Consider the following 14,941-nt stretch of genomic DNA (forward strand, 5'->3'; position numbering starts at 1 on the left):
CTTGAGGACGCAACCGCCATGCTCCGGTGCAAACCGGATTCAGGTCAGCGGGTTCCAGCGTTGCGACCAGTCATCGTCGGATTTGATCACTTCGCGCAGCAAGTCGAAGGCGCGTTGCAAGGTCGCGGAGTCGCGGTCGCGGGAGTAAACCAGATAGGTCGGGTAGCTGAATTCGGGGGCTTTGGGCACTTGTTCCAGCACACCGCTTTCCAGATAGCTCTGGACCACCCGGGTGCGGAAGTAACCACTGCCGCCGTTTTCCAGAATGTACTGCAACCCCAGTGGGCCGAGGTTGAAGCTCAGCGCGGCTTTGGCTTTTTCCGGCAGGGCCGCATCGTGCTGACGCCGGAAGTCCGGGCCCCAGTCGATATACACATAGGGATCGGGTCTTGCGGCCAGGCGGATGAGGACCAGTTTTTCTTCCAGCACCTGTTCGACTTGCAGGCGTGGCCAATACTCGGGCTGGTAAACCAGCGCCGCATCCAGAACCCCGAGTTCCAGTTGGCGCAGCAGGTTTTCACCGTCACGGATTTCCATGCGCAGGGCGTGGCTGGGGATCTTCTCGCGCAGCGCGCCGGCCCAGCTGAGCATCAGCGGGTTGCACAAACTGACCTCGCCACCGATGTGCAATACGTCGCGGTAACCCTCGGGCAACGGCAAGTCCCGTCGCGCCGCTTCCCAGGTTTCGACCAGTTGATTGGCGTAGACCACGAAGGCTTCACCGTTAGGTGTCAGGCGCGCACCGGCGCGGTTGCGCACGAACAGGGTGCTGCCCAGCTGACTCTCGAGTTTCTGCACGCGCGCGGTGATTGCGGTCTGGGTAACGTGGAGTTTTTCGGCGGCTGCGGCAAGGCTGCCGTGGCGGACGATTTCCAGAAAGGTGCGGGCGAGATCGATGTCCATGGGGCGGCCGGTGTCGGAGGTGCAGGCATTGTAAGAGCAGGGGCTGGTAACGGATACCTCGCAGGCCGGTCTTCGAGTTTGAACGACGTCATTGGTTTATAAGAAGCAGGGTGTTACTGGAAGTGATTCTGTCACGTTGAGCATAGGGGTATTCGTTGATAGGTCGATGAAGTTTCGCTGAGTTCGATACTTAATGATGTGTGTTAGGTAGTCCATTGCTGCGTGTTCTGTAGGGGGTTTTCCGGAGTTACGGTTGATGTTTTTCTGAAATATTTTGCAAGATCTTCTCGGTTGTCCGGTGTAACAAAACTGCTTTAGCTTGAGTTGTCTTTTGAATGGCTTCGACGATTGTCAATAACTTTTGCTATGTCGAAGTTCGGATTATTTAAAGGACTTATTTCAACTGAAAAGGAATTTCAGCACGTGTCGAATAAATATGCTTATACGAAGCAGGATGTAGAAAAAGTTTTCCATGAAATGGAAGAAGGGTTGTTCGCGTCCAGAACGCCAGGTGCGGACGACGAATCTGTGCCAAAGATGCTGGTGGTCGTTGGCGTGGAGGGGGCGGGTAAAACGCATTTGCTCAATGAGCTGCTCAATACTTCCCGCTATTCAAATTACGTCCCGCTGTACGAGCCTGAATATCGCACCCGTCATCCGCACTACGACGAGATCGAGAAGCAGGGCGTGGTCTATGCCTACAAGCAGACCGAAGCGTTTGTCAGGGATCTGGGGGCGATGATCTTTGAGAAGTCCCTTGAAGACAAGTACAGCATTATCATGGAGGCTGGCCTTGAAACCCATGAGTTTGCTGGTTTTCAATCGGGTGAGCATGCTTGTCTCTATGAATATGAGGTTCATGTCATCGCGAGCAAAAAAGATTTTGCGCACGTGTCGACCATCGTTCGGGCACTGGACAGTGTGAAGGAGAATAAGCTGGAACGCTTCGTTTCGCTTCGGGACATAGACGCGGGCATGGCGAATGCCAATGCGGTGTTGAATGCCTTCGAAGAAGCCTGTTCCAAGGTGCCAGGTTCGGAAATTACGTTGTATGAACGTAACTTTGGTACCGATAAAAAAAGCAGGATGATTTGCCGCAGTCAGTGCACAAAAGTCGGGGAGTTGAGGCCGCAGCCGATAAGCAACGGGAGTGTTTCGGTGCCGGTGGCCATGAATCAGGTGCGTATTGAATACGAGTCTGGTGCTGTCCTGTTCGGGGTATACAAGGCATTTTCCGATATTGCCGATGGAGCGATCTTTCACCGATATGGTCGAGAAAAGATGGTGCTTGAATGTCACGCGGCTCTGGCGGGTACTCTTCATCTGGATCGGAAGGATGCGGAGTTGGCAGTGAACAATCTTTATTCTTATATTCTTAAATACGCCATTCGTTAATAAACAGGAAAATCATCGTATAAAAATAAACGGTTCGTTTTGAGCGCCGTACTCGTTGATGATTGAACTGTCGAAGGTGATTGCCGGAACTGCAAATCAGTTCCGGCTTTTTTATGCGTTTTTTCTAAAAGGCGAAACATGAACAGCCAAACGCCCCCCAAAAACCTTGAAAGTCACTGACCGGCGTGGATGACAGTCTCGCTCTCTCGTGGCTGTGCGCATGCACCGCACAAGCCCCGACGCATTGATGAACCTGCGCCGTTAGCGGCGCCAGGGGTTTCCAATGGCCCGGTACTTTGGCGACGGGCGACCATTCAGGCACCACGGGGACGGGAGGCGGCCCGAGTTTTTCAAACTCGACGCTGCCATAGACGATCTTGCCGTCGACGATGGTCAGTACCGATTCGATCCATTTGACCGCTTCATCCTCGATGTGGAAATAGTCCGCCGACAACGCAATCAAGTCGGCCAGTTGCCCGACCTTGATCTGGCCTTTTTTGCCTTGCTCGGAGGAAAACCAGGCACTGCCGTGGGTGAAGAGTTCCAGCGCGGTGTCGCGGCTCAAGCCTTGCGGGTACAGCGCCAGACCACCGACGGTGCGGCCGCTGATCAGCCAATACAGCGAAGTCCAGGGGTTGTAGCTGGACACGCGCGTGGCATCGGTGCCGGCGCCGACCGGAATGCCTTCGGCCAGCATACGAGCAATGGGCGGCGTGGCTTCGGCAGCCTTGGCGCCGTAACGGTCGACGAAATATTCGCCCTGGAATGCCATGCGGTCCTGGATCGCGATGCCGCCACCCAAGGCTTTGACCCGTTCGATGTTCTGCGGGGTGATGGTTTCCGCATGGTCGAAGAACCACGGCAAACCGTCGAACGGAATGTCGCGATTAACCTTCTCGAACACGTCGAGCATGCGGCTGATGGATTCGTTGTACGTGGCGTGCAAACGGAACGGCCAGCGCTGTTCCACCAGATGGCGGACCACCGGTTCCAGTTCCTGCTCCATGGTTTGCGGCAGGTCGGGGCGAGGCTCGAGGAAGTCTTCGAAGTCGGCCGCCGAGAACACCAGCATTTCCCCGGCACCGTTGTGCCGGAGAAAATCGTCGCCCTGACCGTAGTGGGAGGTGCTGGTCCAGTTTTTGAAGTCGGTCAACTCTTCCTTGGGTTTTTGCGTGAACAGGTTGTAGGCAATGCGCACCGTGAGCTGCTGGTCTTTGGCCAGTTGCTGGATGACTTGATAGTCGTCCGGATAATTCTGGTAACCGCCGCCAGCATCAATGGCGCTGGTGACACCCAGGCGATTGAGTTCGCGCATGAATTGGCGGGTAGAGTTGACCTGATATTCCAGCGGCAGTTTTGGCCCCTTGGCCAGGGTCGAGTAGAGAATCATCGCGTTGGGGCGGGCGATCAGCATGCCCGTCGGGTCGCCATTGGCATCGCGCTGGATTTCGCCACCCGGCGGGTTCGGCGTGTCACGGGTATAACCGACCACTTTCAATGCCGCTCGGTTGAGCAGGGCACGGTCGTAGAGGTGCAGGACGAACACCGGTGTATCCGGCGCGGCCTTGTTCAATTCATCAATCGTCGGCAGGCGTTTTTCGGCGAACTGGAACTCGTTCCAGCCACCGACCACTCGCACCCATTGCGGCGTGGGTGTGCGGTCGGCCTGATCCTTGAGCATGCGCAGCGCATCGGCCAGCGAGGGGACGCCTTCCCAGCGCAGTTCAAGGTTGTAGTTGAGGCCACCACGGATCAGGTGCAGGTGCGAGTCGTTGAGACCGGGAATCACCGTGCGGCCGTGCAGGTCGATAATGTGTGTGCCGGGGCCTTGCAGGGCCATGGCCTGGGCATCGCTGCCGACCACCACGAAGTGTCCGTCCTTGATCGCGACGGCGCTGGCTTGAGGTTTTTTGCGATCGACGGTGTGCAGGCGTCCGTTGTACAGGATGAGGTCGGCGGGGGCGTCGGGCATGGTTTTACTCCCTGCGAGTAGCGGGCTGATCCAGGCACCGACGGCGCCTGCCGAAAGGCCTTGCAGTACACGTCGGCGGTTAAATCCGTCGTGGTCGTCAGGTGGGCTCATGGGCAGTGCTCCGCGCAAGGTTCTTCATAAAAAAGCGAGGGCAAACAGCCGATGTCTGACGCATGCGGCCAGAAGGAATATAGACGGCAAATCCACAGGTAGCCGTTTTCCGATGGCGAAAAACGACGAATCCCGCCACGAGGGGCGGGATTCGTTTGCAGCCAGGCGTGCTCCCGAAGGTCGGGAGCGGCGCGCTTAGGCCGGGAACAGCTCGGACAGTTTCATGGCCAGCATCATGTCGCCTTCGGCGCGCAGTTTGCCGCCCATGAAGGCTTGCATGCCGTCAGTTTCGCCGCTGACGATGCCTTCCAGGGTTTCGCCGTCCATGACCAGAGTCACCTGGGCGTCCGGGTTTTCGCCTTCCTGGAGCTCGCAGGTGCTGTCTTTGACGATCAGCGAGAAGTTCTTGGTGTCGTCGATGCGGAAACCGAATACCAGGTCCAGACCGGCAGCAGCGGCTGGGTTGAACTTGGCTTTCATTGCTTGTACGGCATCAGCTACGGAGGTCATGGTTCGATCCTTTCTTGGGTAATAAGAGCTGGGTGAATACAGCCAGGGTCACACTAGTCCGGACTCAGCGAAACGTGATGAGTTCCGGGGTCTTCAACAGCTGCAGGTGCGCATGACTGTTGAAAGAAGACAGAGCCACCTCGCGACCGCGAAACTTCAGCAGGTTGAGCGAGGTGTTGACGATTTGCCAGTTCAGTTCAAACGCCTGCTTTGCCGGCATTTGCGTAATGAGGTGGAGCAGGGCCGTGATGGTGCCGCCGGAGGTGAACACGGCGATTTTCTGGGTGTTGTCGGCGCTTTCGAGGATTCGCTGCAGACCGGCCTGCACCCGTTCGACAAACCCCAGCCAGCTTTCCAGCCCCGGTGTGTCATAGGTGCCGGCGAGCCAGCGTTCGATAATCAGGGCGAAGATGCGCTGGAACTCACCGCGGTTTTGCGCGGCGTTACGCAGGATGTGCAGCGCTTCGGGTTCGTCCGGTAGCATGGCCGGCAGCAGCGCGCGGATCACCGCGTCGGCGTCGAACTCATTGAAAGCGGAATCGATTTCCAGCGCGGGAACCGGCAGGCCTGCCGCAGCGAACTGTTCCAGAGCGCTGTTGGCCGTGTGTTGCTGGCGGCGCAGATCGCCCGAGAGGCAGCGATCGAAGCTGATACCCAGCTCAGCGAGGTGCTGGCCGAGGACTTCTGCCTGGCGAATACCGGTCGGCGACAGGACGTCATAGTCGTCTGCACCAAAGGAGGCCTGGCCATGTCGAATCAAATAGATACTGCCCACGTCCGCGTCATCCCGGTACGTTGAAGGTTCGGCGAGGTTATGAGGATGAAGGTGAGCTGTCAATGAAAAAACATACGCTTGTTTGAAATGCCCGTTACAGGGCTGTTGCCAGAGGTTACACGGCTGGCCGCCGGGGCGGCGCATGGGTATGCTGGAGGTATCCCGCGCCCGTTTTTGCAGCGCATCGTATTAAAGGAGTCCCTGTGGAGTTTTTTGCCGAGTACGCCGTTTTTCTGGCTAAGACCGTGACACTGGTGATCGCCATTCTGGTGGTCCTGGCCAGTTTCGCGGCGTTGCGCAGCAAAGGTCGACGCAAGTCGGTCGGCCAGTTGCAAGTCAGCAAACTCAACGATTTCTACAAAGGGCTGCGCGAACGCCTGGAGCAAACCCTGCTCGACAAGGACCAGCTCAAGGCCTTGCGCAAGGTCGAAGCTAAAACCGAGAAAAAGCAAAAGAAAAAACCGGAGACAGCCAAATCTCGGGTGTTCGTGCTGGATTTCGACGGCGACATCAAGGCGTCGGCCACCGAAAGCCTGCGCCATGAAATCACCGCGCTGCTGACCCTCGCCACGCCCAAGGATGAAGTGGTGCTGCGTCTGGAAAGCGGCGGCGGCATGGTTCACAGCTACGGCCTGGCGTCCTCGCAACTGGCGCGTATCCGTGATGCCGGTGTGCCGTTGACCGTGTGCATCGACAAGGTCGCGGCCAGCGGCGGCTACATGATGGCGTGCATCGGCGAGAAGATCATCAGTGCGCCGTTCGCGATTCTCGGCTCGATCGGCGTCGTGGCCCAGTTGCCTAACGTCAACCGCCTGCTGAAAAAGCACGACATCGACTTCGAAGTGCTGACCGCGGGCGAGTACAAGCGCACCCTGACGGTGTTTGGCGAAAACACCGAGAAGGGCCGCGAGAAGTTCCAGGAAGACCTGGACGTCACTCACCAGTTGTTCAAGAACTTCGTTTCCCGCTATCGCCCGCAACTGGCTATCGATGAAGTGGCCACCGGTGAAATCTGGCTCGGCGTCGCGGCGCTGGACAAGCAACTGGTGGACGAACTCAAGACCAGCGATGAATACCTCGCCGAACGGGCGAAGAAGTCCGAGCTGTACCACTTGCACTACGCCGAACGTAAAAGTCTGCAGGAACGCATCGGCATGGCGGCCAGCGGCTCAGTCGATCGTGTGCTGCTGAGCTGGTGGAGCCGGTTGACCCAGCAACGCTTCTGGTAATACTCAAAAAGCATCGTCGTTCAAAAATGAAACCGTGGATACTTCCCCGGTTTCATTTTTTTTTGCGGGTTTTAAGCCCAAACGTTTTCCTTCCGGCGATTGCGAATTTTCCTGAGGTCATTGTCGATCGTTCCCGCTTCCGGTTGATCCGTGGTCAGTTAGGGTGGTGTTCCTGAAATGCTTGCAATGGAATGCACCATGCCTGACCACCCTCATAAAGACGACAATGCACCGACCTTGCCCGGCATGCGCGAGGCGCTGAAGTCCGTCGTGGATGCTGCGCTGCCGCAGACTCCCGGCCAATTTGGCGAACACCTGATCAAAGAAAAGTGGGGGCATGAAATAGCCCCGACAACCGCACAGCTGGTGACACTCGATTACGACTACGCCGGGCGTTCTGCGCAGAACGGCATCCATCAGGGGCGGGTGGCGAGTGCCATGTCCCTGGTACAGGTGCTGATTTCCAACTATCAAACTGTGGGTGACGGGCGCTTCGGCGAAACCGCGTTTGGCTTGTACACGCCACCCGATGTCGGACCGTCCATCGTTGTTACGGAGCGCGCCGATGAGTTGGCCGACCCCGGTAACGACTTTCACTACACCTACGAAGGAATTTATCGCCGAACCGTTCCGCAGCGCTACGGACCGCTGACCCAGATCGCCGTGAGGCCCGCTGACTTCAAGAAGTGGGTCTGGGAACTGGACCTCCAGGACCGATATCAGGCTTACCTCGATCAAACCTGGCCATCGGACGAAGTGATCGTCGCACCCAGCCCCCACGCACTGAAAACCTCGGCCAAATCCGCCTTTGTCATGGCTGCTTTTCTGCAGCGCTATGAGAACAGTCTGACCCCAAAGGGGTTCGAACTGGTCATGCAGGCGGCAGGGTTGCCAGCGGATCAGGCATGGTCAACGCTGACGATCGAACAATTGCAGGTGCCCACCAGGGTGCCCGCGATGCTCAAGATGGGGCGTTTGAAGCTCTATCGCTACACCGCGCAAGATATCTGGGGCTACCGTGATCCTGGCGGCAGGATTGTGGTGTACATCCCTGGTAATTCTTCGCCTCTGCACGCATTTGACGATTCCGGGCAATTGCACCAATGGGTTGTGAATCAGGGTAGGGATGACGATACGAAACGGGCCTTGGCCGCCCATTTTTCCGAGGATGATCGCAAGGACGGTACTTTCCATGCCGGTGTATTGACGGCGCTGGAAGGCATGGCGGTCTATCCGAAGGAACACCGGCTGACCAAAGAGGCGGGGTTCTTCAACGATGACGGCTTATGGGAACCAGCCCGATACATCGGTTTCGATGACTCGCCATCAGGCACCGATCTGTTTGCCCAGCTGGTACTGAGCATGAAAGAAGCCTCCCGGGCCAGTGTCAAAACCATTCGTGACGATGCGCAGGTCAACCGGGATAACTTGAGTGCGGTCGTTGAACCGGTCGTGCAGTGGATCAATCGATTTGGGCCTTTGGCGTTATTTGTGCCCGGTGGTGAAGGGTTACTGGTGCTGGCAGGCATCATCGACGCCGGGTATGGCCTTGATCAGGCCGTCAACGGTGAAAGCTCAAGTGATCGATCGGCGGGTGTGACGCGCACGGTGTTTGGCTTGCTCAATGCGCTGCCGCTGGCAGGCGCAGGGGCGGCCCTCAGGAGTGAAACTGCCGAGGCCCGCGTCATTGCCGAAAGAGTGCGTGAACCTGGCGCAGCACCGGGGGAGGAGGTTGCCAGTCCGGCACCGGATCAGATTGTTGCCCCGACTTCCGGACCACCGAACCTGGCGCTGCCGAGTCGCGTGGAGCATATCCGCGGAATCGGCCCGTCGGTGGCGTCTTTCAGCGATGAAGTGCTGGCGCAAATCGGCAAGGTCAGTGCAGTCGATGACGACATGCTGCGACTGTTGCAGGTCAGGCGCCCGCCGACACCTTTGCTGGCCGATACCATCAGCCGCTTCAGGATTGATCAGGAGCTCGGGCAAGCCACCGTGTCGCAGGGCGAGCGAGTCGTACTGTTCAACAGCCGTTACGAAGCGCTTCAGCACTCGGAACATGAATGGGGCCGGCTGTTTCAGCGCCAATACCCAGGCCTCCCCAAAAGCGCCATTGAGCAGATGCTCGACCGCTATGGCGTGGACATCCAGAGTCCACCCGACCCGGTTCAGGTCCGGCAAGTGTTCAACCGTCTCGACAGCAAGGCCCGCCAGTATCAACAACATGTGCGGCTCAATCGTGCCTATGAAGGCTTGTACCTTCGGTCGGTGGTTAGCCCGGAGTCGGACATACTGGCCCTGCATTCCCTCAAAAATCTCCCCGGATGGCCAAAAAGCCTTCGAGTTGAGGTGCACGACAGTTCCCTCGCAGGCCGGGTTCTGGACCGTAGCGGTGCGTTTGACGCCGCCAGTGTTCGACGGCTGATAAAGGTGGGAAACCGTTACCAGAGTCGCGATGTGCCAACGGACTTTTATGAAGCGGTCCTTGAAATCCTGTCCGGGGACGAACGTGAGGCGCTGCAACTTTCATCGCTTGATCCGGCCCGCGAGTTGCAGCTGAAAGTCGGCGACCGGGCAATGCCTCGCTCCGAACTCGTGCTCGGTCTGGACAGGATGGATTCCGGTCTGCCCTTCGAGGCGCAAGGGCTACGCGGCGGCTTCCCCGGTGCGCCACAGGGCGAAGGGTTGACGCACGAGATAATGAGGTTGCAGCTCAAGGAGCTTTATCCGGACTTCTCGAATGCTGAGGCCGATGAACTGCTACAGCGTGCGGGCGGCGGCGCTCAGGCACACATCGATCAGTTGAGACAACAATTTCAACAACTCCACATCGACTTGAGTAGCTGGATCGATCAGGTGACGGAAGACATTCAGGACATGGACATTCCCTTCCTGAACGAAGCTGACAACGAGGCACAGGGGCTGACTGATGAGCAGATTGAAGAACATAACGCTGACATGGTTCAGAACGCCATGCACTACGAGCGTGAAACCAGGATCGAGCTGGCTGAGGAGCTGATCGCTCTCTGGCAAAAGCGGGCATCGCAAGATCAACGCGTCTATTCAGGCGAACAGCTTGTGGGGTTCAAAGTCGACCTGGCGGGCGAGGACTATCATCGATTGCCGGTCATGAACATCCGGTTCAACGAGATCATCGAGTTGTCGATGCCACACTTCCATGTGACCGAGCGTGAAACCTTGAATGGGTTCCTCGAGTGTTTTCCGAATCTGCAGACCTTGAATCTTGAGAGTGCCGAGCTGACTCAATTCGACGCCCAGGGCAGGGCGCAGACCGTTCTGCCGACGGCCATGTTCAGCCTGACTCATCTCACGTCGCTGAATCTTAGGGCCACGGGCCTGGTGTTCACCGAAGAGACGGCGTCGCAGTTGGCCGGGTTGGTCAGGCTTCACACGCTGGACCTGAGTGAAAACCCATTGAGCGTCCCCCCCGTGCTGCTCGGGATGAATGACTTGCGTCAGCTGAACCTGAGCGACACTCAGATTACCCGATGCCCGATCGGCATCAGGGATGAGCCCTACATGATCTCACTGGATTTGCGTGATAACCGCATTACCCGGGTTCCACCCGCGGTGATGAATCAGGCCGTCTCGGTGGATCGTGTGCTGCTGTGGGGTAATCCACTGACGGACGAGGACACGCTACACCGACTGATCAGTCATCGTGAGCAAACGGGAATCAATTTATGGCTGAGCGCGCCAGGCGCTGACTATGGACAGCCGACTGTGTGGCTACGAGATTGCGACGAACCGCTGCAACAGTCCCGACAAGCCCTTTGGCAGCGGCTGGCAGGCAACCCCTCGGGTACGCGGTTTTTAAGCGCAATCGACAGGCTGAGTCTGACCGCCGACTTTCAGGTCAGCTATCAGTCGCTTCAGGCACGGGTCTGGCGACTCTTGGAAGAGGCAGATGTTTCAAACGAAGTATGGAGTCGATTGAGCGCGGTGCGTGGGCGGTTTGAAAACCCATTGGTGGCTTTCAGGGCGCTGGAGCAGCGCGCAGGTCTTTAAATGGATTTATCCGTGGGTTGTACAAGGAGGAAGCCTTGAACCCCGCGAAGGGGTTCAAGGTTTGACGATCAGCGGCGACGGAACAGCGGCAGCGGTTCGTCAGTAGCAGCCTGATAGGTCACCGAGAAGTCCTTGAGACCTTCCAGGGCTTCGTACGGGTCTTTATCGGCACGGATCGCAAAGGCGTCGAAACCGCAGCGGTGCAGGTAGAACAGCTGGTCGCGCAGAATATCGCCAATCGCCCGCAATTCGCCTTTGAAACCATAACGGTCACGCAGCAGGCGGGCGTTGGAGTAGTTGCGGCCGTCGGTGAAGGCAGGGAAGTTCAAGGCGATGACCTGGAAATTTTCCACGTCGTCACCGATTTCTTCCGCTTCTTCATCGGCATCCAGCCATACGCCCAGGCCGCCATCGCGGGCCTTGAGCATGCGGCTGTGTTCGCGCCACAGCTGCAACGGGACGATCAGGTCGTCGCAGTTGCTGATCTCGTCGATGTTGAAATCTTTCGGCAGCAAGTGCCAGGTTTCGTCGACGACTTCGTTGTTCTTAATTATTCGCTGCATAGACGCGCTCCTTGAAGAGGTCGATGCCAATACGCTGATAGGTGTCGATGAAACGCTCGTCTTCGGTACGTTGTTCGATGTACACGTCGATCAGCTTTTCGATCACGTCAGGCATGGCTTCCTGGGCGAAAGACGGGCCGAGGATCTTGCCCAGGCTGGCGTCACGGCTGGCGCTGCCACCCAGGGAGACCTGGTAGAACTCTTCGCCTTTCTTGTCCACCCCGAGGATGCCGATGTGGCCGACGTGGTGGTGACCACAGGCGTTCATGCAGCCGGAGATGTTCAGGTCCAGTTCGCCGATATCGAACAGGTAATCCAGGTCTTCGAAACGACGCTGGATCGACTCGGCGATCGGGATCGACTTGGCGTTGGCCAGGGAGCAGAAGTCGCCGCCCGGGCAGCAGATGATGTCGGTCAGCAAACCGATGTTCGGCGTGGCGAAGCCCTGCTCACGCAACTCGCCCCACATCGCGAACAACTGACTTTGTTCAACGTCGGCCAGAATGATGTTCTGCTCGTGGGAGGTGCGCAGCTGACCGAAGCTGTAGCGATCGGCCAGGTCGGCAACGGCATCGAGCTGCTTGTCGGTGATGTCGCCCGGTGCAACACCGGTCGGCTTCAGGGACAGGGTCACGGCCACATAACCTGGCTTTTTGTGGGCCAGGGTATTGCGGGTGCGCCAGCGCGCGAAGCCCGGGTGTTCTTTATCGAGTTCGGCAAGCGCCAAGGTCTGGTTGTCCAGCGCCTTGTACTCCGGGTCAACGAAGTGTTTGGCCACGCGATGCACTTCGGCATCGGTCAGCGTGGTCTGGCCACCGCGAAGGTGTTCCATTTCCGCATCGACTTTTTGCGCGAAGACTTCAGGGGTCAAGGCCTTGACCAGAATCTTGATCCGCGCCTTGTACTTGTTGTCACGACGGCCGTAGCGGTTGTAGACCCGCAGGATGGCGTCGAGGTAGCTCAACAGGTCTTGCCACGGCAGGAATTCATTGATGAACGCGCCGACCACCGGGGTACGGCCGAGACCGCCACCCACCAGCACACGGAAGCCCAGCTCGCCTGCGGCGTTGTGCACCGGCTCAAGGCCGATGTCATGGACTTCGATGGCCGCACGGTCGGAAGTCGAACCGTTGATGGCGATCTTGAACTTGCGCGGCAAGTAAGCGAATTCAGGGTGGAACGTAGTCCATTGGCGGACGATCTCGCACCACGGGCGCGGATCGATCAGCTCGTCGGCAGCGACACCGGCGAACTGGTCGGTGGTGACGTTGCGCAAGCAGTTGCCGCTGGTCTGGATCGCGTGCATCTGCACGGTCGCCAGTTCGGCAAGGATGTCCGGGATGTCTTCCAGCGCCGGCCAGTTGAACTGTACGTTCTGCCGGGTGCTGATGTGGGCATAGCCCTTGTCATAGTCGCGGGCAATCTTCGCCATCATTCGCGTCTGGCGCGAAGTCAGTTGGCCGTAAGGCACCGCCACCCGCAACATCGGCGCGAAGCGCTGGATGTAAAGGCCATTTTGCAGGCGCAGGGGGCGGAATTCTTCTTCGCTCAGCTCGCCTGCCAGATAGCGTCGGGTCTGATCACGGAACTGCTTGACGCGGTCCTCGATGATCCGCTGATCGTACTCGTCGTATACGTACATATAAGTCCTGTTCTCAGGCTTGGGCCGGTCGGATCCAGTTGCGTTTTTCGCTTGGAAGTCTCCGATACTGCCTCGGCAATTCTGCGCGCACGGCCGCGCACTCCCAACGGAGCCGGGGCAAGATACCAGTTTGCAGTTATGCGCAAAAGTGATGTTTGAGTATATGTAAAGAACCAAAACGACTAATGAGATCCAATGAGGCAAAACCCACATTTGTGGTGCGGGCAATCATCGTCTTAACTGTGCTCGAGTCTTTATGCAATCACCGATAAAACCGACAAGAGGCGATGCAATGAGCAACCCTACCAAAACGTCAAAACCCGATAGCACGGTCGATGCTTGGGCCATTCTGTTCCTGATCATCCTGGTCGTGGGCACCGCGGTATTTTGGGTCAGCCATCAATAACCGACCCCGTCCGGGTCCCATTCCGACGATTGTCGGACAATAACCGGAATAAACGCCGTTTTCCGGGACTTCGCTGGCTATAATGCGCGGCGAATTGCCGGGGGGCTCGGACGATCAATGTTGAAGTTTTTCTACTCATTCCTGCTCATGTGCGGCGCGGTTTACGGACCCGGTGCGCGCGCGGAATCAGTACTGTTCCTGAGTCCCGGGAAAACTGACGAAGCCTTCTGGATCAGCTATTCGCAATTCATGCAGGCGGCAGCCACGGATCTGGGCATTGATCTGCGAATTCTCTATTCCCGACGCATGCCGGAGCTCACGCTGGCGCAGGCCCGTCAGGCGCTGCAAGGCCCTGATCGTCCGGACTATCTGATGTTCGCCAACGAACAGTACGTCGCCCCGCAGATCATTCGCCTGGCCCAGGACAGTGGGGTAAAGCTGTTTATGGTCAATGCGTCCCTGACGGCCAATCAAATGAGCCTGCTGGGTGAGCGCCCCGAGCGCTTGGGCAGCCTGGTGCCCAACGACGAGGAGGGTGGCTACCTGATGATCAAGGAACTGATTCGCCAGCATCCGCCCGTGGCGCCCGGTCAGGTCATCGAGTTGCTGGCGTTTTCCGGTCTGAAGATCACCCCTTCGGCGCAACTGCGCGAGCAAGGCATGATGCGGGCCTTGGCCGAACACCCTGAAGTACGTTTGCGCCAACTGGTTTATAGCGGCTGGACCCGGGAGCGGGCGTATGAACAGGCCAAACTGCTGTTCAAGCGTTACCCGAAGGTCTCGCTGGTGTGGTCAGCCAATGACGAAATGGCGTTTGGCGCCATGCAGGCGTTTTCGGAGACGGGTGGGATACCCGGCAAGGATGCGTTGTTCAGCGCGGTCAACACCTCGCCGGCGGCGTTACAGGCGACGGTCGACGGACGCATCAACGTGCTGTTGGGCGGGCACTTCACGTTGGGCGGCTGGGCGCTGGTGGAGTTGCATGATCTTGAGCTGGGCGTGGATCTCACCCATTACGGCGGCCGAGACCGGCGAATCCCGTTGCTGCAACTGATCGACAAGGCACAGGCCAGGCGATTGCTGGCCATGGGGGAATCACCGGATTACGGTGTGAACTTCCGCCGTCTTTCAGCCAAGGGCCGGCCCACGTCGTATCGCTATCCGTTCAGCCTGCAAACCTTGATGCGCTAAACCCCGGCCAGATGCACCACCAGTTGCACGATGCCATACAGCGTCAATGCGAACACCGCGGTGAACAAAATCCCCAAAATCACGAAATGACTGGGCTTGCCGTGAGTGAAGTCCCGCGCCCGGTTCTTCCCGCTCTGCACCCCGAACGCCGCCGCCACGACGCTGTGCAGCATCTGCCAGAAAGTGGGCGGCTTGTTGTCGCCTGGATCGTCCATAAA

Annotated in this window: 11 protein-coding genes; 4 read left to right on the top strand and 7 right to left on the bottom strand. The window is 58.0% G+C overall.

Annotated elements, in window-relative coordinates:
* Nucleotides 1-39: 39 nt before the first annotated feature.
* Nucleotides 40-903 (bottom strand): LysR family transcriptional regulator, encoded by an 864-nt coding sequence (locus QF010_RS00295; protein ID WP_033061633.1) that lies wholly within the window; start codon nucleotides 901-903, stop codon nucleotides 40-42.
* Nucleotides 904-1,326: 423 nt separating this feature from the next.
* On the opposite strand from QF010_RS00295, the gene QF010_RS00300 reads away from it, so the two are divergent.
* The gene (locus QF010_RS00300; protein ID WP_429532309.1) at nucleotides 1,327-2,298 is read left to right on the top strand and encodes a zeta toxin family protein; all 972 of its coding nucleotides are present in this window, start codon (nucleotides 1,327-1,329) and stop codon (nucleotides 2,296-2,298) included.
* A gap of 124 nt (nucleotides 2,299-2,422) precedes the next feature.
* Here QF010_RS00300 and QF010_RS00305 read toward each other — a convergent pair whose 3' ends face one another.
* The 3 genes from QF010_RS00305 to QF010_RS00315 form a co-directional block, all read right to left on the bottom strand.
* Nucleotides 2,423-4,270, bottom strand: coding sequence for an amidohydrolase (locus QF010_RS00305; RefSeq protein ID WP_429512993.1), 1,848 nt, complete (start codon nucleotides 4,268-4,270; stop codon nucleotides 2,423-2,425).
* Nucleotides 4,271-4,576: 306 nt separating this feature from the next.
* Complete coding sequence (locus QF010_RS00310) at nucleotides 4,577-4,891, bottom strand: SCP2 sterol-binding domain-containing protein (protein ID WP_008154977.1); 315 nt, start codon at nucleotides 4,889-4,891, stop codon at nucleotides 4,577-4,579.
* 64 nt (nucleotides 4,892-4,955) lie between these two features.
* Nucleotides 4,956-5,666, bottom strand: a complete 711-nt coding sequence (locus QF010_RS00315) for a histidine phosphatase family protein (protein ID WP_033061635.1) — start codon at nucleotides 5,664-5,666, stop codon at nucleotides 4,956-4,958.
* Nucleotides 5,667-5,869: 203 nt separating this feature from the next.
* Between QF010_RS00315 and sohB the strand changes: the two genes are divergently transcribed.
* Nucleotides 5,870-6,895, top strand: a complete 1,026-nt coding sequence (gene sohB / locus QF010_RS00320) for a protease SohB (protein WP_033061636.1) — start codon at nucleotides 5,870-5,872, stop codon at nucleotides 6,893-6,895.
* Nucleotides 6,896-7,093: 198 nt separating this feature from the next.
* The gene (locus QF010_RS00325) at nucleotides 7,094-10,921 is read left to right on the top strand and encodes a dermonecrotic toxin domain-containing protein (RefSeq protein WP_429532310.1); all 3,828 of its coding nucleotides are present in this window, start codon (nucleotides 7,094-7,096) and stop codon (nucleotides 10,919-10,921) included.
* A 68-nt stretch (nucleotides 10,922-10,989) separates the two neighbouring features.
* Here the strand turns inward: QF010_RS00325 and QF010_RS00330 are convergent, their stop codons facing one another.
* Entirely contained in the window at nucleotides 10,990-11,484 is a 495-nt protein-coding gene (locus QF010_RS00330) for a DUF934 domain-containing protein (RefSeq protein ID WP_429532311.1), read from the bottom strand.
* Nucleotides 11,468-13,126, bottom strand: coding sequence for a nitrite/sulfite reductase (locus QF010_RS00335; RefSeq protein ID WP_033061639.1), 1,659 nt, complete (start codon nucleotides 13,124-13,126; stop codon nucleotides 11,468-11,470). The genes QF010_RS00330 and QF010_RS00335 overlap by 17 nt, the downstream gene beginning before the upstream one ends.
* Nucleotides 13,127-13,649: 523 nt before the next feature.
* Between QF010_RS00335 and QF010_RS00340 the strand changes: the two genes are divergently transcribed.
* On the top strand, nucleotides 13,650-14,723 hold the full coding sequence (locus QF010_RS00340; protein WP_429532312.1) for an ABC transporter substrate-binding protein: 1,074 nt from the start codon (nucleotides 13,650-13,652) through the stop codon (nucleotides 14,721-14,723).
* Here the strand turns inward: QF010_RS00340 and QF010_RS00345 are convergent.
* On the bottom strand, nucleotides 14,720-14,938 hold the full coding sequence (locus tag QF010_RS00345; RefSeq protein WP_033061641.1) for a DUF2970 domain-containing protein: 219 nt from the start codon (nucleotides 14,936-14,938) through the stop codon (nucleotides 14,720-14,722). The genes QF010_RS00340 and QF010_RS00345 overlap by 4 nt on opposite strands.
* Between the last annotated feature and the right edge of the window lie 3 nt (nucleotides 14,939-14,941).

It is taken from the genome of Pseudomonas silensiensis, assembly GCF_050434865.1.
GTDB lineage: Bacteria > Pseudomonadota > Gammaproteobacteria > Pseudomonadales > Pseudomonadaceae > Aquipseudomonas > Aquipseudomonas fluorescens_W.